General features: G+C 65.3%; 21 protein-coding genes and 2 pseudogenes. 8 read left to right on the top strand and 15 right to left on the bottom strand.

From position 1 onward, the window contains the following. Nucleotides 1-191: 191 nt before the first annotated feature. The 3 genes and pseudogenes from NFW05_RS00240 to NFW05_RS00230 form a co-directional block, all read left to right on the top strand. Nucleotides 192-782, top strand: a pseudogene (locus tag NFW05_RS00240) (transposase); the annotation flags it as partial. A 446-nt stretch (nucleotides 783-1228) separates the two neighbouring features. After that, nucleotides 1229-1744: an ABC transporter substrate-binding protein gene (locus NFW05_RS00235; RefSeq protein ID WP_295301714.1), complete on the top strand. Its 516-nt coding sequence runs from the start codon at nucleotides 1229-1231 to the stop codon at nucleotides 1742-1744. After that, on the top strand, nucleotides 1741-1890 hold the full coding sequence (locus NFW05_RS00230; RefSeq protein WP_295301711.1) for a hypothetical protein: 150 nt from the start codon (nucleotides 1741-1743) through the stop codon (nucleotides 1888-1890). Before NFW05_RS00235 ends, NFW05_RS00230 begins: the two co-directional genes overlap by 4 nt. Nucleotides 1891-2157: 267 nt before the next feature. Here NFW05_RS00230 and NFW05_RS00225 read toward each other — a convergent pair whose 3' ends face one another. The 11 genes from NFW05_RS00225 to NFW05_RS00175 form a co-directional block, all read right to left on the bottom strand. Continuing rightward, a complete protein-coding gene (locus NFW05_RS00225; protein WP_295301709.1) occupies nucleotides 2158-2355 on the bottom strand; it encodes a hypothetical protein in 198 nt (65 codons plus the stop codon). 245 nt (nucleotides 2356-2600) lie between these two features. Continuing rightward, nucleotides 2601-3950: a phenylacetate--CoA ligase family protein gene (locus tag NFW05_RS00220; RefSeq protein ID WP_295301707.1), complete on the bottom strand. Its 1350-nt coding sequence runs from the start codon at nucleotides 3948-3950 to the stop codon at nucleotides 2601-2603. A 24-nt stretch (nucleotides 3951-3974) separates the two neighbouring features. Then, entirely contained in the window at nucleotides 3975-4244 is a 270-nt protein-coding gene (locus NFW05_RS00215) for a hypothetical protein (RefSeq protein WP_295301706.1), read from the bottom strand. Nucleotides 4245-4451: 207 nt separating this feature from the next. Continuing rightward, complete coding sequence (locus NFW05_RS00210; protein WP_295301704.1) at nucleotides 4452-5240, bottom strand: CoA-transferase; 789 nt, start codon at nucleotides 5238-5240, stop codon at nucleotides 4452-4454. Further along, complete coding sequence (locus tag NFW05_RS00205; RefSeq protein ID WP_295301702.1) at nucleotides 5237-6247, bottom strand: CoA transferase; 1011 nt, start codon at nucleotides 6245-6247, stop codon at nucleotides 5237-5239. The genes NFW05_RS00210 and NFW05_RS00205 overlap by 4 nt, the downstream gene beginning before the upstream one ends. Continuing rightward, the gene (locus NFW05_RS00200) at nucleotides 6229-6789 is read right to left on the bottom strand and encodes a thioredoxin fold domain-containing protein (RefSeq protein WP_295301700.1); all 561 of its coding nucleotides are present in this window, start codon (nucleotides 6787-6789) and stop codon (nucleotides 6229-6231) included. The genes NFW05_RS00205 and NFW05_RS00200 overlap by 19 nt, the downstream gene beginning before the upstream one ends. 10 nt (nucleotides 6790-6799) lie before the next feature. Next, nucleotides 6800-7639: an ABC transporter permease gene (locus tag NFW05_RS00195; RefSeq protein WP_295301698.1), complete on the bottom strand. Its 840-nt coding sequence runs from the start codon at nucleotides 7637-7639 to the stop codon at nucleotides 6800-6802. Between the two features lie 13 nt (nucleotides 7640-7652). Beyond that, a complete protein-coding gene (locus NFW05_RS00190) occupies nucleotides 7653-8444 on the bottom strand; it encodes an ABC transporter ATP-binding protein (RefSeq protein ID WP_295301695.1) in 792 nt (263 codons plus the stop codon). Then, nucleotides 8444-9466, bottom strand: a complete 1023-nt coding sequence (locus tag NFW05_RS00185) for an ABC transporter substrate-binding protein (RefSeq protein ID WP_295301692.1) — start codon at nucleotides 9464-9466, stop codon at nucleotides 8444-8446. The genes NFW05_RS00190 and NFW05_RS00185 overlap by 1 nt, the downstream gene beginning before the upstream one ends. Before the next feature lie 320 nt (nucleotides 9467-9786). Continuing rightward, nucleotides 9787-10092 (bottom strand): hypothetical protein, encoded by a 306-nt coding sequence (locus NFW05_RS00180; RefSeq protein ID WP_295301691.1) that lies wholly within the window; start codon nucleotides 10090-10092, stop codon nucleotides 9787-9789. A gap of 606 nt (nucleotides 10093-10698) precedes the next feature. Further along, a complete protein-coding gene (locus tag NFW05_RS00175; protein WP_295301688.1) occupies nucleotides 10699-10845 on the bottom strand; it encodes a hypothetical protein in 147 nt (48 codons plus the stop codon). A 101-nt stretch (nucleotides 10846-10946) separates the two neighbouring features. Here NFW05_RS00175 and NFW05_RS00170 point away from each other — a divergent pair, with 101 nt between their 5' ends. The 5 genes from NFW05_RS00170 to NFW05_RS00150 all read left to right on the top strand — a co-directional run bounded on the left by NFW05_RS00170 (nucleotide 10947) and on the right by NFW05_RS00150 (nucleotide 13992). After that, nucleotides 10947-11399: a thiosulfate oxidation carrier protein SoxY gene (locus NFW05_RS00170; protein WP_295301685.1), complete on the top strand. Its 453-nt coding sequence runs from the start codon at nucleotides 10947-10949 to the stop codon at nucleotides 11397-11399. Nucleotides 11400-11412: 13 nt separating this feature from the next. Next, on the top strand, nucleotides 11413-11727 hold the full coding sequence (gene soxZ, locus NFW05_RS00165; protein WP_295301682.1) for a thiosulfate oxidation carrier complex protein SoxZ: 315 nt from the start codon (nucleotides 11413-11415) through the stop codon (nucleotides 11725-11727). 79 nt (nucleotides 11728-11806) lie between these two features. Further along, a complete protein-coding gene (locus NFW05_RS00160) occupies nucleotides 11807-12130 on the top strand; it encodes a cytochrome c (protein ID WP_295301679.1) in 324 nt (107 codons plus the stop codon). A gap of 12 nt (nucleotides 12131-12142) precedes the next feature. After that, on the top strand, nucleotides 12143-13435 hold the full coding sequence (locus NFW05_RS00155) for an NAD(P)/FAD-dependent oxidoreductase (RefSeq protein WP_295301678.1): 1293 nt from the start codon (nucleotides 12143-12145) through the stop codon (nucleotides 13433-13435). An 11-nt stretch (nucleotides 13436-13446) separates the two neighbouring features. Beyond that, nucleotides 13447-13992, top strand: coding sequence for an alpha/beta hydrolase (locus tag NFW05_RS00150; RefSeq protein ID WP_295301676.1), 546 nt, complete (start codon nucleotides 13447-13449; stop codon nucleotides 13990-13992). Between the two features lie 396 nt (nucleotides 13993-14388). Here NFW05_RS00150 and NFW05_RS00145 read toward each other — a convergent pair whose 3' ends face one another. The 4 genes and pseudogenes from NFW05_RS00145 to ccrA form a co-directional block, all read right to left on the bottom strand. Next, entirely contained in the window at nucleotides 14389-14838 is a 450-nt protein-coding gene (locus NFW05_RS00145; protein ID WP_295301674.1) for a MaoC family dehydratase, read from the bottom strand. A gap of 138 nt (nucleotides 14839-14976) precedes the next feature. After that, on the bottom strand, nucleotides 14977-15957 hold the full coding sequence (locus tag NFW05_RS00140) for an NADPH:quinone oxidoreductase family protein (protein WP_295301673.1): 981 nt from the start codon (nucleotides 15955-15957) through the stop codon (nucleotides 14977-14979). A gap of 126 nt (nucleotides 15958-16083) precedes the next feature. Then, a complete protein-coding gene (locus NFW05_RS00135) occupies nucleotides 16084-16446 on the bottom strand; it encodes a CBS domain-containing protein (protein ID WP_295301721.1) in 363 nt (120 codons plus the stop codon). A gap of 159 nt (nucleotides 16447-16605) precedes the next feature. Further along, nucleotides 16606-17838 (bottom strand): annotated as a pseudogene (gene ccrA, locus NFW05_RS00130) (crotonyl-CoA carboxylase/reductase); the annotation flags it as partial. Nucleotides 17839-17840 lie beyond the last annotated feature (2 nt).

The raw sequence follows: 17840 nt of genomic DNA, 5'->3' as shown, positions 1-17840 counted from the left end.
GTTAGTGCAACATCTCTTCTGTAAATTCGTAGCCTGCTGGATTTGCGGTGCTTTGCCGGCCGCAGCGATGAGGGCGCGTAGCGCCCGAAGAGCGGAGGACGGCAAAGCACCGCGGCGCGACCCCGGAAGGCTCTACCCGCAGGCGATTTCTCCGGGGCATTCTCGCACCCACCCACGAAGGAGTCGACACGATGGCCCAACGCGTAGAACATCATCCCTTGGACGCAGCGTTTGCGGCCTTGCTGGCCAACGGCCTGGACGGCGCCGGCGAGGCGCTGCGCATTCTGGTCAATGAAGCGAGCAAGATCGAGCGCGCGCACTTTCTCAACGCCAGACCCTATGAGCGAACCCCGGAGCGATCTGACCATGCCAACGGCTTCAAGCCCAAGACCGTCATGACCCGCCTGGGAGAACAGACCTTTGATATCCCCCAGGTGCGCGGCGGCGGCTTTTATCCCTCTGCCCTGGAGAAAGGCTCGCGCACCGAACAGGCGCTCAACCTCGCCCTGGCCGAGATGTACGTCCAGGGGGTCTCCACCCGCAAGGTGTGCGACATCCTGGTCAAGCTCCTCGGGCCGGAGGTGTCGATCTCCTCGACCCAGGTCAGTCGTGCCGCCGAGAAGCTCGACGCCGGGCTCGCCGCCTGGCGCGAGCGGCCGCTCGACGAAACCCCTTACCTGTTCCTCGATGCCCGCTACGAGCGCGTGCGCGAGGCCGGGCAATTGCTCGATTGCGCGGTACTGGTCGCCGTCGGCATCACCCAGGATGGCCGGCGCCGCGTGGACCGCCACCCACTGCGCCATCGACTGGCGGTCACGCTTGAATCCGCCGAACTTCGCCAGGCTGATGCTGGTCTGGCCCGCCTCGTCTTCCGTAATCGCACAGGCCGTGATCTTCGCCTGATGCACATCCAACCCGACTACCCGCTTACACAGCGTCGCCAGTTCCATCCGTCACTCCCTTCCCGTAAAGTCACGAGCGGGTGGAACATGGGGCTTGACCGAAACACCCTGCAGGGTTGCCCCTGCGGCCTTTTTTGCCGTGCGCTCTACAAGAGGCAATCCGGGGTACGAGTCGGTTCAGCGGGTCACGTTTGGGATCGGGGTGTCACCACCACATCATTGCTCGACCTCTCCCGTTTCCGCCCACCCGCATTCTCTTTCATCATCCGGGGTGGCGCCGCTCCACCGCGCGCAATGAGCGTTTGGCGAGACTGGCCGGACCACGGTTGCTCGAACGGCTGAACGTCGGCGCGATCGACTTCAGACATGTCGGACAGTTACCACCGATCTTCGCTCAGGCGACCGGCGCAAACTTCGCTCACCTCGGCCACGGCGAACCGGCGCCACGCGCCCAGGCGCTCATCGTCCCCGGCAACCCGCCAATCGGGGCGGTCGCCGACCCGAAGGACAAGAAGGTGGCTTTGAAGAGGGGTTCCAACGTCCACGATCTCATGGTCAGGCTGATCGGCAAGCACGGGCTCAGCCATTCCGACGTCCAGCCGGTCTTCGTTCCACCGGCCGAAGCGCGCCCTGCCTTCGAACGCGGAAGCGTCGATGCCTGCGTGATCTGGGATCCTTTCACGGCAGCCGCGCAGCAAGAGACTGGCGCGCGCGGCATCGCCGACCGGACCGGAATGGTGAACAACGACGCGTTCTTTCTCGGCAAGCGCAATCTCGCCAGCCAACGCCCCGAGGTAATCACGGATCTCTTCGACGTTCTGCAGCAGACCGGCCAGCGATGAAGCGGGACCCGAAAGCCGCTGCGGCGCGCATCGCGCCACGTCAGCCCCTCGAACCGGCCGTCGTTGAGCAGACCGTCCGCAAGCACAGCAACGTCGTCAAGCCAATCAGCGCCTCCGTGAGCGAGGCGCAGCAACAGCCGGGCTGAACCCCTTCCACCTGTTGCAGCAGATCCCCAGTGCAATCGACGTCAGAGACGCCACGATCCGAATGAAGTGAGCCGCGTTTCCGGTCGGATGGCGGTTCGATCCACGCGGTCCGTTATTGCCGGACAAGGAAGCCTGATCAGCTCTTCAGGGGCTGGGACGACAAGCTCGCCTTGGCGCGCTGGAAGAGCCGGCCGTGACCCGAGTATCGTCACATCCGGGTCATGCCGCTTTCCCCCGCCCTCGGTGCCGAGGCGCAAGGACCGACCTCAGACACGACGTGACGCCCGAGCAACCGGCCGAAAGTCACCTGACCAGCCGACAACCTCGTTCCGGTCTTCCGCAACCAGCACGTCACGCTCGGCGAGCACAAGCGTTTCGCCCGGCATTTCGGCACCCTTCACCCGCACATGGATCGACTGAAGGAGCTTCTCGAAGGACTGACCGCCGTGCAACACGGCCGACATGCATCGACCGCCGGATACGGCTCGCTGCCTGTCCGAATCCATCGATCCGGCCCCCACTGGCGTCGACGGGCCTCCTCCGATCGTCGATTTCATGCCCTCGCGACCGGGCTTCCAGACAAGCGAGACCACGGCTTCACGAACGGCGTGACCGGCTGAGGCATTGTCTCCGGGCTTCCGGTTCCTGAGCATCCATTCCCACCACTACGTGCCGCTTCCGATCGCCGAGCGCGCTCATCCGGCACGCCTCAGCCCCACACCCCTCCGCGGCGGTCGTCGACCCGCTTGGCCTTGTGGGTTGCGCGCGGGAGTGTCTCCGGCGAGAGAATGGTGACCGCGGCACTGACACCCGTGACGGACTGGAGCTGGCGCTTGAAGCGGGAGGCCAGTTCCTCGATCGAGCCACGATAGGCCGATGAGCGCTCGACCTCGACCGTGAGGCGGTCCAGGTGGTCTTCCCTGTCCACGACGAGGCGGTATTCGCCGCCGAAGTCGCGGTCCTTCCTGGCGATCGCTTCCACGTCACTGGGAAACAGGTTCACACCCTTGATGATCAGCATGTCGTCCAGCCGTCCGTGTACGCCGAGCAGGCGAACCGAGGTCCGCCCGCAGGAGCAGGGTTCGGAGGTGAAGGAGACGATGTCGCCGGTGCGAAAGCGGATCATCGGGCGGGCCGCCTTCCTGAGGGTGGTCAGCACCAGCTCGCCCCGACCACCCTCCGGCACCGGGTCACCGCCATCCGGGTCCAGAACTTCGACCAGGATGTGGTCCTCCGCCCAGTGCAGACCGTGCTTCACTTCGCACATGCCGGCGCAGGCACCGAAGATGTCGGAGAGGCCGTAATAGTCATACACGCTGGCGCCCCACAGGCCCTCGATGCGTTCCCGGGTTTCCGGGATGGAACCGCCGGGCTCACCGGCGACGAGGATGCGCCGCACGTTCAAGTCCTGCCTGGGGTCGATGCCTTCCTTGAGTGCCGTCTCGCCAAGGTACCAGGCATAAGAAGGGGTGGTCCAGATGACGGTGGCCTGGAACTGCTTCAGGATGGCGAGAAGGCGCTCTGCGGGCACGGTGCCCACGTGCATCGAAAGGGCGCCAAGCTTCTGGGCTCCGAGAACGCAGGGACCGCCGACGAACAGGGAGAAGTTGAGTGAATGGGCGTAGCGGTCCTCAGGGCGCAGGCCCGAGGACCAGAACTGTCGCGCCTGGTAATCGATCCAGTCCTCGAAATCCTGGCCGGTGAAGGGCGAGGCGGTGGGCACGCCGGTGGAGCCGCTGGAGGCTGAAATGTATACGATCTCCCGCTCCGGCACGGCCACCAGGTCTCCGAAGGGCGGCACAGCCAGTTGCCTCTCGCGCAGTTCCTGCTTGCTGATGAACGGGAAACGACGAACGTCGTCCAGGCTCCGCAGTTGGTCCGGATGCACTCCAGCCCGATCGAAACTGGCCCCGTAGTAGGGCGAATTCAGGTAGGCGTGGAGCAGGTGCTCCCTCAGCAGCCGCAGCTGCAGCGCCTGCCAGTCGGTGCGTGACTGGGTCTCGAGCCTTTCATCCCAATAGCGGTCGCTGCTGGGGCGGGGGCAGCTGATGCAGGTCATGGCACACTTCCTCTCTTCGGCGGATCAGGGCCGGATACGGATGTATCCCTCTTGCTGCAGCTCTGCGAAGCGTACAACCCTGCCCTGGGCGACGCGAACGAAGCCGTCGACCAGATCCGTGATGTCCGTCCTGCTCTTGCGCAGGGTGTTGCCGCAGGCAGCGCAATCGACCGCATGACGACGCAGAACGCAGACACCTTCGAACGAGGCGGCAGGCGCGTGCTTCGTGTCGAAGGCCTCCAAGGCTTGCCCGTGGGCCACCAGAACGATGTCCAGGTAGTCCGGGCGTCCCACCCCCCATGGACGGGGTTCTCGATGCTCCCTGGTGCGAAGGGCACGCGCTCGGCCGCGTCGACCTGATCGACGACCTTCTGCCCGACGCCCTCGTCCTGCGCGTGGCCAGGGCCCAGCGCGGCCAGGAATACGCAGAGGGCGGCACTGACGAACCTGGCACGAGCCGTCATCGCGGGAACTTCCTCTCGGGGCTCTGCAAACGACGGCCTATCCCTTGCGCAGCGCACCGGTTACATCCACCTTTCGCAGGGCCGCGAGTTCCGCCTTGCTGGGTTCGGGGACCGGACGCGCACCGGGCAAGACCTTCAGGTCCCAGGCCGTGGCGTGGCGGATCTGATCCGGGCTGGAGAAACCGAACCAGCCGTCCAGGTGGAATTCCTTCGTTTCCGGATGGGGACGGAGGATTCCCAGGGTCGTGATGATCGCGGAAGGTCCGCCACCGACGAAGCCGTGGCGCTGACGGGCATCGTCGCCGTCCAGATAGCCCGGCGAACTGATGTAGCTCACCTTCTCGACGAAGCGCTTGGGCTCGTGGCCGACCATGATGAGGAAGCGCTTCGCCCCGCAAGCGATGTCATTGGCACCACCTGCTCCGGTGAGGCGGGTGTTCGGCGGCCGGTAAGCGTCGCCGATCCCGCCAACCCAGATGCCGGTCGTGTTCACGTTGCCGAATCTGTCGACCTGGGCTGCGCCGATGATGCCCACGTCGCAACGGCCCGAGGCCACCAGGCAGCCCAGGGCATCCAGGGCACTGGTGAAACTGGTGGCGTTGGACGAGATGCGGTTGCATTCGATCCCCCAGGGCAGCCCGCCCAAGGGAGTGGCACCGTAGATGCCGCCCTCGGTCATCGCCCGCACCCGCGGGGCATGATGGGCCTGGGCGAAGAAACCGGCCAGCATGGAAAGCCCGACGCCAAAGATGGCCAGTTCGCCGTCCCGTATCTCCCGCCCGGTGGCGATGGCCATCATCTCCTGCCGCGTGTACTCCGCGATCATCGGTAGACCTCGCCGGCCGGGCTGCAACTTGCGCTGAGGGCGGTGATCTCGGCTGGCGTTTGCAGCCATCGACGAAAGGGATCGATCAGGAAGGCAGTGCTGGTCTGAGCGAGCTGTCTGACCCTGTCACGTCCGATGAGATCCAGATAGCTCGGCACGTCCGAGTACCCCTCGACGAATCGCTTGAGGTAAGCTGCCGTGCCCTCCTCTGTTGCGAGGGCCTGGTTCATACTCTTCATGTGCTCTTCATCCGCGTCGTACAAGCCTGGCGAAGCCTGGGGCCAGGCGCCGAAGGGCCACCAGACGACTGCCTCCACGACCACGTCCGGGATGCGGACCAGGTTGGGAAACTGGCGCATGCACGCCGTATCCACGATGGCGTCGGCCACCAGGATGACCTTCTGGGCGGCACGTGAGAGCTCGAAGCGGCTCCATTCCGTGCCCAGCATGATTGCATTCCCCAGGGGATCCGCCAAGCTCACGTGGATGCCCGCCAATGCTGGCCGCAGGGGACTCAAGGCGCCAATCTCGCGGCCCGAGAAGGGATCGGCGACCGCCGGAATCTTGTGCCGGGCCGGATGCTCGTCCGGTGCGAAGGCGCTGCGGTACTGGAGGTCGGAACCAATGTTGACCGTCGCCGGCACGAAGGGCCAGTTCATGGCGCCACCGAGGAGGCGCAGCGCCATGGAGAGGTTGGAATAGTCTTCGAGGACCGTCCGGCCTTCCTCCACCGCCCGACGCAGGCCGTTGGCGAAGCCGAAGACCTCCAGTCCGCTGAAGCCGCATTCGACCCTCGCTACGGCGCCGGCCGCCGCAAGCAGATTGAGTTGCTGAGTGCTGCAGTGGAAGATGGCGTGCAGATCCCGGCGCCCCTGGCGCAGCAGTTCCCGACCGAAAACGACGGCGTCCGAGCCCACCGGCAAAGCCGCACCGCTGGCGTACTGCTGGCCGTCGCGAGTATGGCGGCGGACGGCTTCGGCAAGGGAAATCAGCTTCGAGTACGACATACCTGACTCTGAAGCATCGCATCGGGCACGAACGTCCTCGGGCCCGACTTGTGGCCGCGCACGTAGTCGTCAAAAGGCCGTCGCTCGTACTCGGCGACAGCCACGTACCTGCCCAGGAGCAGCAGTTCCTCACTGTCCTTCAGGACACCCGTGTAACGATAGAGCAAGCGACCCCTCCGGTCGAAGAAGGCGAAGGCCGGAGTGCCCACCACCCGCAGGCTCTCCGCCCAGGCGCGGGCCGACGCGGCCTTCCCATCCGGCAGTACCAGTTCGCCGTTGGTGCTGAGGTTCACCGCCAGGGTGGCATAGCGCCGGGCGAAGGCCTTCTCGGTGAACGGGCCGGGGAAGACCCCCTGGCGCAGTTTCCGGCAGTTGTCACAATCCTCTTGTTCGAAGAGGACGGCCAGCACCCTGCCCTGCCTGGAGGCAGCCGCAACGGCTACCGCCAGGTCCCCTGGTGCCGGCTGGAACAGTTCCGCCCGGAGCGGCGAGACAAGCACCATCAGTCCGGTCCCCAGGATCAGTGCGGCAAGCCGTTGCATGGCTGGACTCCTATTTCACCCAGAACAGGGCACGCGTGCGCGCCGCTTCCAGAAGCGTCATGGCGAGAAAGGTGACCGCACCGGTGTACAGGATTCCCGCGACCATGCGCGGGTAGTCGCCGAAGTCGGCATAGTACTGGACGAAGCGCCCCAAGCCTGCGTTGGCGCCGAACAGCTCCGCCACGGTCAGCAGGATGAAGGAGAAACCCAGCCCGACCGCCATGCCGGAGAAAATGTGCGGCAGGGCCGCGGGGAAGACCACACGGCGGTAGTATTCGAATCCCGTGAATCCGAGAATCCGGGCGTTGTCGCGGTAACGCTGCTCCAGGCTGTGGGCACCGGCCACGGCGTTCTGGAAGATGGGCCAGAAGGCGCCGATGAAGACGACGAAGATGGCCGACAGCTTGAATGTGGGCAACACCGCGATCGCGTAGGGGATGTACACCGTGGGCGGCACGGGAGCCGCCACTCGGGCAAAGGGCAGGAAGGCGTCCTGCAGGCGACCGGAGGTGCCCACCGCCAGACCGGACAGAATGCCCAGCACGGTGGCCAGACCAAAGCCGGGCAACAGGATGGTGAACGACGACAGGGTGCCTTCCCATAATTCGGGCAGGGAATCCGCAAGCGCCTCGAGCACCACCGGTGGCGCCGGAATCAGGGGATTCTTGCCCAGGGGCAGGTACGCCGCGGCCAGGAACCAGGCAACCAGCAGGGCAACCCATACCAGCGAGGCTTCCAGCCCGCGTCGCAGCCAGACCGGGACGCGCTGGCTGTCGGTCGGAGTGCCGACACCCAGCGCGAGCGGGCCACCCGACGGTTCCGGGATTTCGATGATGGCAAGTTTGGACACGGGTTTCACCTTTCTAGCTGACGGCGAGTTGTGCCAGGGTGTCTTCGGCGAGGACTTCGGCGATACTCTCCCGCAGCGTACGGAACGCTTCGCTCTCGATCAGACTGCGGCGCTCCCGGGCACCGGCAAGGCTCACCGGCAAGTCGGCGATGACACGACCCGGTACAGATCCGAGGATCACCACCCGCTGGCCCACATAGAGGGCCTCGTCCACGTCGTGGGTGACGAAGACGATGGTCTTTCGCGGGACCGAGGTTTCCCAGATTTCCAGCAACAGGTCCTGCAGCCTGGCCCGGTTCACCGGGTCGACAGCCCCGAAAGGCTCATCCATCAGCAGCAGGGGCGAACCCACCGCCAGCGTACGGGCAATGGCGCCCCTTTGGCGCATGCCGCCGGACAACTCGAAGGGATACTTGCGACGTGCCGAGTCGAGCCCGACCTTGCGCAGGTGTCCTTCGGCTTCCTCCCGACACTCGGCCTTGGTGGAGGCCGGACGGGCCTTGCCGATGGCGACGGCGATGTTGTCTGCCACTGTCATCCAGGGAAAGAGGGCGTAATCCTGGAAGACCACACCCCGCTCCAGGCCGGGGGCCAGGACCGGCGTGCCATTCCAGAGGAGGCTTCCCTGTTGTGGCAACTGCAGGCCGGCAATCAGTCGCAGCAGCGTGGACTTGCCGCTGCCGCTGGCCCCCAGCAGACTGACGAACTGCCCGGCGGGAATGTCCAGGCTGATGCCTTGCAGAATCACGCCGCTGCCATCGTAGGCGAAGCGCACACCAGTGATTTGGAGTCCTCCGCCGGCCATCACGAATCCTTCTGCTCGAATTCCTTCTGAAGTTTCTTCCAGTAGGGGTCTCTCGGGTTCTCCCTGGCGAGCTGGCTGAGCGCCTTGCTATACAGACGTGTGTCGATGGCACCCGCGATGTCCGGCCTGGTAGTGATGAACTCGCTGTTCACCATCACGTCGGCGAAGTGCTGCACCCCTTTCAAGTTCGGGTCACTGGATTGGTCCAGATAGGGTGAGTAGTAACCGCGCCACAGAAGTTGCCGGTCGATCTTCACGTACCTGGCAATCGCGTCGATGGTCTCCTTCTTGTTTTCCTGAGCGAACTTTTCCGCCAGCAGGATGGCGCGCAGGAATTTCTCCCAAGTGGCTTCATCCTTCAGGCGGGCGTCGGTCACCACCAGACGGCAGCAGGGATGGCCTGGCTGCAGGTCGGTGGAATGGATGACGACCTTGAGGCCCTGGTCCTCTGCGCGCAAGTCATGGGGTCCCCAGACCACACCCGCGTCCACCTGGCCGGACTTCACGGACTCGATCACGGCCGGCGGATTCTTCAGTTCGAAGATCTTGACATCCGTCTTCCAGTTGATGCCGGCCGACTTCAGGGCGCCGCGCAGCACCGCGTCTCCCGAGGCCATGCGAACGGTGGCGATCTTCTGGCCCTTGAGGTCGGCGACGGTCCTGATCCTGGACGCATTGGTGGCCGTGGTGATGACCGCCGCGTCACCGCCCATGATCCCGCCGATGATCTTGATGCTGGCGCCCTTGGAGAGATGAGCCACCGGGGCAGTGGTGCCGAAGGCACCGGTATCCAGCTTGCCGGCCAGAATGGCGTTCAGGCCATCGGCGGAGTTCTGGAACTCGATCAGTTCGACGTCAAGGCCTTCCTTCGCAAAAAACCCCTGTTCCTTGGCGACGAAGAACTTGCCGTGGCCGGTCACGGGGAGGTAACCCACTTTCAGCGACTCGGCGAAAGCCTGACTGAGCAGCCCGGCCAGAGCCAGACCTGCCAGCAAGGCACGCAGGGGAAGAGAGGATTTCATTCTGTGCTCCCAGGGTATGCGACGATGACCGGGCGATTGTCGCAACCCGCGGCTACGGGGAGAACTATCGATTTCTTGTTTGCTTATAGCTGGGCAACCGTTGGATGCGCGGCGTCCTTGCCCACCAGGGCCGATCGCAGGGCAGGCGGCGACGAGTGCAATCGATTCCGCGCGCATGGCTCCTGCCATGACTGCGGCTTGAGCTCCGCGATTGCGGCGGCCGGATCTTGACGCCCGCCACAGGACGTCGACCAGATACGTCCAGGGATCGAGCCGCTGCGCCCCGGGCATTCCGGCGTCCCTGACGACCTCCGCCGCGATCACGCATCCTCGTCGAGTGCCTCCGGTGTGCTGGCCAGCAGGACCGCATAGCCCTGAGTCTTGAGGATACGGATCGCCCTTTCCACCTTCCTGGCATCTGGTGCGTGATGGGTGCCGCGCGACTCCGCTGCCTGCTCCGCGTCAGCCAGTTCGTAGCCTTGTTCCCGGAGCCACTTGACAATCGTCGCCATCCCCTTCTGACCGATGCCGTCAGCCTTTTCGAGGCGACGCCAGCCAAGTCTGGCCACTTCATGGGGCGCGAATTGTGGGCGGTTGAAAAGCCTTCTCAGCGCGTTGAGCTGCATCGTCGGCAAGGCCAGGTGGGGTGCGCTCGGCGCTCCCCCACGCGAAGGCTCTCCGCCAGGCGCTTCGCGGCTACTGCCTTCGCTGCTGGTCCGTCTGATGTCAACAGTCCTGATCGGCATGTCCGTCTGTTCCGCCCGCCGAGTCGCGCAGCGGGACATGGTTCACCACCTGATACACGCGTTCGCGCATCCGCTGGCCGCCGCGTTGGAGGTCCGTTCGGCCATCGCCAGACGAAACCGGCTGACCTTGCCGTCTCCGGCTGACCTGATGGACGCCCTGGAACCCGTTCGGAATCGCTTCCCGGCGACACCGCGGATGGTCGCCACTGCCACAGGCAACTCGTGGTCGGGATCGGCACAGTGCCACTGGCCCCATCCAGCGTCGAGAATAGGCGGATCCCGACGGCGGGCAAAGGAAGCATTTCTGATATCCATATTCCGCCCCGGGAGTCCGACCAACGGCCTCCAGGAGGGGCTCTCTCGCGCCGCAGCCGAGGAATTTGCTTAGCAGGAATACTTCGTTCCGCGAGCCCCGGAGCCTGGGTAGGATGGCCCGCAGTCGACGTCGCTCCCCAATGTCGAAGGCCAGACGAGATCGCCCATGAGTCACCAACCCATCGAGTTGCCCCCCCAGTCCGGAATCTGCTTCGGGCTGCCCGGCGCGTAGCCACCCGGCGTCTGATGGATTCCCGAGCCACGCCCGGTGATTGGCCCGAAGCCATGTGCCGTCACGAACCCGGACCGATCGCGCATCTCATGGACGGCCACAGGCCAGACCGGGGAGCAAGGCGGCCGCACTCTCCGGTCCAACTCGCCCGCTTGCCCGTTCAACCGCCATTCCGTGGACCCGAAGGATGTCCGACCGACGCCACTTCCTGAGTATTGCGGGCGTCGCGCTGCTCGCACGACTTCTCGTTGCTCCCGTCCAGGCGTGGGGATCGCCGCGAAACGCGGAAGCCTTCGGCGCGAGCAGCCTGGAGTCGATCTTCGCCGCCCTTTCTCTGCCTGCACCGATCGAAAGCCGGGCGATCGCCATCGCTGCACCGGACGTTGCCGAGAATGGTGCTCAGGTTCCCGTCGAGGTGACCATCGGCATCGACGATGTGGAGCGCGTTCTGCTGATCGGCGAAGGAAATCGCCGTCCCCTGCTGGCCGACTTCCGGCGCGGCGAACGCAGCCTTTCGTGGTTCGCAACCAGAGTCAGACTCTCCGAGAACTCCCGCCTGCTGGTCATCGCCGAAGCCGGAGGTCGCCTGTACTCTGCAGCGCGGCCGATCCGTGTCATCGTCGGCGGGTGCCCGGGATGATGAAGACCGGGCGATGAACCAGCCGCCGATACGCCTGCGCGTGACTGTCGAAGAGCGCGCTACCCTGATCCGGGCATTCTTCCGACACCCGATGGAAAGCGGTTCCAACAAGGGACCGGACGGCGAGGTGCTCCCTGCGCATTTCATCACCGAGGTCGAATTGCAGGTCAACGGTGAACTCGTGGCAACCGTCTTCACTGGACCCGGCATCTCCGCCGATCCAAGATTCAGCTGGCGGGTGGCCGGGGTGCGGGCTGGTGACACGGTTCGCGTGAGCTGGTCGGACAACCGCGGCAACCGACAGAGTGCCGAAGCGACTGCCGGGTAGCCCCTCGACGACGATGACCACCCAGAGCCCCCCGAGCCCGACCCGTCCCCCGCGTTCCTTCCCGTATCAAGGAGTCCTGATGAACCGATCTCTCTGTGCCCTCGTCCTCGCCGGCTCCCTCGCCACCCCTCTGCTTGCCGCCGAGACAAAGCCGGCGGCAAGCACGACCCAGGCGCCGCGCTTTCCGTATTTCGTCGCCAATTGCTTCAACTGTCATGGCACGGACGGCAAGAGCACCACGGCGATGCCTTCGTTGGCCGGGCGCGACAGGGAGTACATCGAAGAGACGATGAAAGCCTACAAACGCGGCGAGCGGCCAGCGACGATCATGCAACAGCTGGCCAAAGGCTACACCGACGACGAGATCGCCATCCTTGCCGACTACTTCTCGAAGCAGAAATAGGGAGATACCCTCATGTCCCGTTTCAACCCCGACCGCCGTCGCGTCCTCCAGGGACTCGGGGCCTGCGCCACTCTTGCCACATTCTCCCGAAATGCCATCGGCGCCGGTGACAACCGGCGGAAGCTCGGCAAGGTCATCGTCATCGGTGCCGGCTTCGGTGGCGCGACCGCGGCCAAGTACCTGCGCAAGTGGAGCGGCGGAGCGATCGACGTGACGCTGATCGAACGCAACAGCCGGTTCATCTCCTGCCCTGCTTCCAACGAAGTTCTCGCGGGCAACCGTCCCTACGAGACGTTGGTCCACAGCTACGACAACCTGCGCAGGAACTGGGGGGTCCGGGTGGTACGCGCGACGGTCGTGGGCGTGGATGCCGACTCCCGCCGCGTGCGCACCGATTCTGCAGGAGAACTCGCGTACGACCGGCTGGTGCTCGCCCCAGGGTTCGACTTCATCTTCGGGGCCATCGAAGGTTACGACGCCACAGCACGCGAGACCATCCTCCACGCCTGGAAGGCGGGTCCACAAACCCTGGCCTTGCGCCAGCAACTCGTCGATCTTCCGGACGGCGGCACCTACGTGCTCTCAATCCCGAAGGCGCCCTACCGGTGCCCGCCGGGCCCCTACGAACGCGCCAGCCAGGTCGCCTGGTACTTCAAGACCCACAAGCCGCGTTCGAAGGTCATCGTCCTCGACGCCAACGACAAGGTGATCTCGAAGGAAAAGCTCTTTCTCGGCGTCTGGGAAAGCGAGTACAAGGGCCTCATCGAATACCGGCCGGGCTGGAACGTCGTCGAGGTCGACGCGACCACGCAGATCGTCACCAGTGAGCTTGGCGACAAGGAACGCGGCGAGATCCTCAATCTGCTGCCGCCGCAGCGAGCCGCGGATATCGCGCGCTCCACCGGAGTGGTCAACGTCAACGACCGCTGGGCGGAGGTCAACTGGATCACGTTGGAGTCGACCGCCGTCGGCAACATACACGTCCTCGGTGACGCTCTGCAGGCCGCACCCTTGATGCCCAAGTCCGGGCACATGGCCAATCAGCACGGCAAGGCCGCGGCCTCAGCCATCGTCGAGATTCTCTCCGGCCGAGACCCGCAGCCGACTCTCCTCGCCAACACCTGCTATTCGCTGGTCGATGACAGGCGCGCCATCCACGTCGATTCGGTTCATCGCTACGACCCCGAAAAGCGCCTGCCGCTGGTTGTCGAGGGCTCGGGCGGCGTCTCGCTGGAGCCGTCGGTCGAAGAGGGACAGTACACCCGCGCCTGGGCGACGGCGATCTGGAAGGACGTACTCTCCTGACCACGCAAGCGATGACTGGTCGAATCCTGATCGTTCCCGGTCTTCACGACAGCGGTCCCGGCCACTGGCAGAGCTGGCTGGAGAGCGTCTTGCCGGAGACACACAAGGTCCGCCAGAGCGACTGGGAACGGCCGCACCTCCCCACTTGGGCCGGCGCACTGCTCAGAGACATCGACCGGCAGAGCGGCCCGGTGTGGATCCTCGCGCACAGCTTCGGCTGCCTCGCCACCGTCGCCGCCGGACTCAGCGATGGTGAGCGCATCCTCGGCGCCTTGCTCGTCGCACCTGCCGACCCTGCCCGCTTCGGAAGTGCCGCGTCACTGATCGACGGCCGCCTGTCGTTTCCTAGCCTGCTGATCGCCAGCACGAGTGATCCCTGGCTCTCCGCCGACGCTGCGCAGCGCTGGGCCAGAGTCTGGGGGAGTCAGTACAGGACGATCGGCGCCGCCGGACACATCAACGTGGCCTCGGGCTTCGGACCCTGGCCCGAGGTTCTCGACCACTTCGCCTCACTGCAGAAAATTGGACAGCGCGCCTGCCGGATCCGCATCGCCTGAAGCCCTGCAGACTCGCTCGAGAGAAGACGGGTACCCCCGGACGGCATGCGATTCGCGTGCTGCCGGTCGATCCCCGGCCCGACGGGCTTCCGATCTCTGCGCCATACCGGTGACTCCCCGCTGCACCGGCCGGCTGACCGCCTGCCCTGCTTTGGTGCCATGCCATCCGATGCGGCACAGGCCGTCGAGCAGAACGCAGGCGATCGAAGCGAACCAAGGTTGCGACTTACCGGCCTGCCCGATTGCCGCCGGGGGCTCACTTCGCCCCCTCCACCAAGCTGACGAGCAGCAGGATGGCGCCCGATCCGTGGGCGAACACCGCGCCGAAGCTCGCTGACGATCGCCGCTTTCTGGACGTCAGACCGCCCGACGCCGCTCGCGTCGGGCAGTCCCTGCCTACTTGCCGGCGGCCTCGCGCTTCCTGCGCGAAGTGGCCATCAGCGTCGCCTCGCCGTCGATGACCACCTTGTCGCCGACGGTGCACACCGTATCGAGCACGACCCGCGACTTCTCGACGATCACTTCCTTGACCGTCACTTTCGCATGGACCGTCTCGCCGGGACGCACCGGCGCGCGGAAGCGCAGCGACTGATTCATGTAGATCGTCCCCGGGCCGGGCAGGCGATTGCCGAGCACGGCCGAAATCAGGCTGGCAGTGAGCATCCCGTGCGCGATGCGGCCGCCGAACATCGTCGTCCGGCCAAACTCTTCATCCATGTGGACGGCGTTGACGTCGGTCGACACACCGGCGAAAAGGACGAGGTCGGCGTCGGTGATCGTCTTGGCGATCTCTGCGCTCATGCCGACCGACAGGTCTTCGATATCGTAGCCATTCTGAGGATTCATGGAAGTCCTTTCTCAACAGTCAGTGGCGCGGCCCCGGCCGCGCCTTCGGAAGATGGCGCTGGTCGCTGCCAGCGCCGGTCAGATTCAGGCGTCTTTGGCGATCGGCCAGCCGCGTCGGCCTCCTGCCATGACCGGAGATCATTGTGCGGTGGTCACGACCACCTTCCCGGTCGATCGGCGGCTGACCACCTGGTCGATCGCCTCGACCACACGCTCCAGCGGGTAGACCGCCGAGACATGCGGCCGGATCAGGCCATCGGCGAGCCAGCCGAGCAGCGTCCGGAGGCTCTCGCGCATCACCCCGGGGTTCAACTCGGCGTACGCCGGCCAGTTCAGGCCGATCACGTCCACGTTCTTGACGAGCAGGTGGTTGGCCGGAATCTGCGGCACACTGCCCGCCGCAAAGCCGACGACGACGATTCGCCCCTCGAAGGCGATGCTGCGCAGCGAGGCGGCGAACAGGTCCCCGCCGACCGGATCATAGACGACGTCGGCGCCTTGCCCGCCGGTCAGATCCCTGATCCTCGCGCGCACGTCTTCGCGGCGAGAATCGATCAGCTGGTCGGCACCGTGTTCACGCGCCACGGCGAGCTTCTCCGGCCCGCCGGCGGTGGCGATCACCGTCGCCCCGAGCCGCTTGCCGATCGCCACGGCAGTCAGCCCGACGCCACCCGCAGCGCCGTGCACGACCAGCGTCTCGCCCGCGCGGAGCCGCGCGCGGTGCGCAAGGGCGACGTGCGAGGTGCCGAAGACGACCGGGAACGCGGCCGCTTCCTCCCACGGCAGTTGCGCCGGGATCGATACGCAGCGGCTCTGGTCGACGACGACCTGCTCCGCATAGCCCCCACAGGGGACGACGGCGATCACCCGGTCGCCAACTGCGGCGCCCGTGGCCCCGGCGCCCAGCTCGAGCACCTCGCCGGAGACCTCGAAACCAGGGGTGAACGGCAGATCCGGCTGCGTCTGGTACTCGCCGCGAGTGATCAGGCTGTCCGCGAAGTTGACCCCGCAGGCGCGGACGAGAATGCGCAGCTGACCCGGAGCGGGCTGCGGCTCCGGAAGATCGTCGAGACGCAGCGCTTCGGGTCCGGCAAGAGTATCGCAGACAACGGCTCGCATCCTGGACAACCCCCAAAGCTCGGGAAGCGTCTTCCCGTTTCAAGGCGCAACCATAGTGTGGCGGATGCGTTCCTCGCGCGAACGCGAGGAACGCATGCCGGCGATGACGCAACCGGCGCGCGGGGCCTAGTCGCCGATGATCTTGCGCACCACGTCGGTCATCGAGATCACGCCGACCGGCTGGTCGTTCTCGGTGACCACCAGCCGATGCATCCGGCGAGCCGTCAGCAGACTGACCGCGTCGCTGAGCAACATGTCCGCGTCGCAGGTGGCGCAACCGGGGGTCATCACCTCGCGGGCGAGCATCGCGCGCGCCTCCCCGGATGTCCGGCCCTGGCGCGCGAGCACCATGTCGGTCTGCGAGACGACGCCGACCGCCTTGCCCTCGGAATCCATCACCACCACCGCGTGTATTTCCTTCTCGACCATCAGTTTGGCGACCACGCCAACGGTGTCGTCCGGAGTGCAGGAGATGATTCCGCGGTGCATCAGATCGCGAACCTTGCTGCCGTCGTCGGCGATGGTGATCGGTTCGCCCTCGGCGATGCTCGGCAGCGGAACGGACATCGGGTACGGTGCCGGCGTCGTATGGACGTCGTCCTTGGGCAGCGTCGGATGGACGATCGTCACCGCAGCCTTGCCGCTGACTCCGAGACCGAACTGGGTCGCGGAAACGAGGACCGACATGTTGCCGTGCGGGTGTTTGTTGTCGTGCATGAGTTGATGGGCAAGTGGCAGATCATCGTAGGTGAAGGCGCGCGACATGCACGGGTCGAGCTGGCCCTGCAGCGCCAGCTGGTTCATGTCGTTCGACTGCTTGGCGTTGGCGAAATGCGATCCCTGCAGGCGCTTCTGGCGCATCCAGAGGTAGCGCAGATCGACCGTCGCATTGTAACCGGTGGTGCCCGCACAGACGACCACCATCCCGCCGGTCTCGCAGACGAAAATCGAGGTCGGGATCGTCGTTTCGCCGGGATGCTCGAAGACGAGATTCGGAGCGCGCCGCTCACCCAGGATGTCCCAGATCTTCGAGCCGAAGGCCCGCACGCCCTTCAGCCATTTCGCGTAGCCCGCGTTGTCCTTCCAGTGCGGCAGCATTCCCCAGTGGTCGAACTCGTTGCGGTTGATGCACCCTTTCGCGCCGAGCTTCATGCAGTAGTCGAACTTGTCCTCGCCCGAGACCACCGCGACCGACGTCGCGCCGACGGCCTTGGCGATCTGGATGGCCATCGAACCGAGGCCGCCTGCACCGCCCCAGATCAGGGCGACGTCGCCCTTCTTGATCGAGTTGGCGCCCCAGCCGTGCAGCATCCGCCACGCCGTCGCCGCCACCAGCGTATAGGCGGCCGACTCTTCCCAGGTCATGTGCTTGGGCTTGGGCATGCACTGATGGTCCTGGACCTTGGTGAACTGGGCAAAGCTGCCGTGGTTGGTCTCGTAGCCCCAGATGCGGAAGCTCGGCGAATACATCGGATCGCCACCGCCCTTGACCCACTCGCAGTTGCGACTCCATTGACCGCAATGCATGACCACTTCGTCGCCGACCTTGACGTTCCTGACGTCCTTGCCGACCTTGTAGACGATGCCGGAGGCGTCGCTGCCACCGATGTGGAAGTCTTCGGGTTCGCCGGCCTTGTTGCGCGCGGCGATCACATTGACCGGAATGCCCAGCGCCGCCCAGACGTTGTTGTAGTTGATTCCGGCGGCCATCACCAGAACCAGGACTTCATCGTCGCCGATGGCCGGCGTATTGACCACCTCCTGCTGGAACGCGACCGTAGGCTTGCCAAAGCGTTCGGGGCGAATCAGCCAGGCGTGCATCTTTTCCGGGACCGTGCCCAGCGGAGGCAATTCACCCAGTGCGTACAGTTGTTTCGTCATCT

Source organism: Accumulibacter sp., assembly GCF_023806625.1.
Taxonomy (GTDB): Bacteria; Pseudomonadota; Gammaproteobacteria; order Burkholderiales; family Rhodocyclaceae; genus Accumulibacter.
Note: the sequence above shows the minus strand (reverse complement) of the source record. Positions and strands in the feature narration are given on the sequence as shown.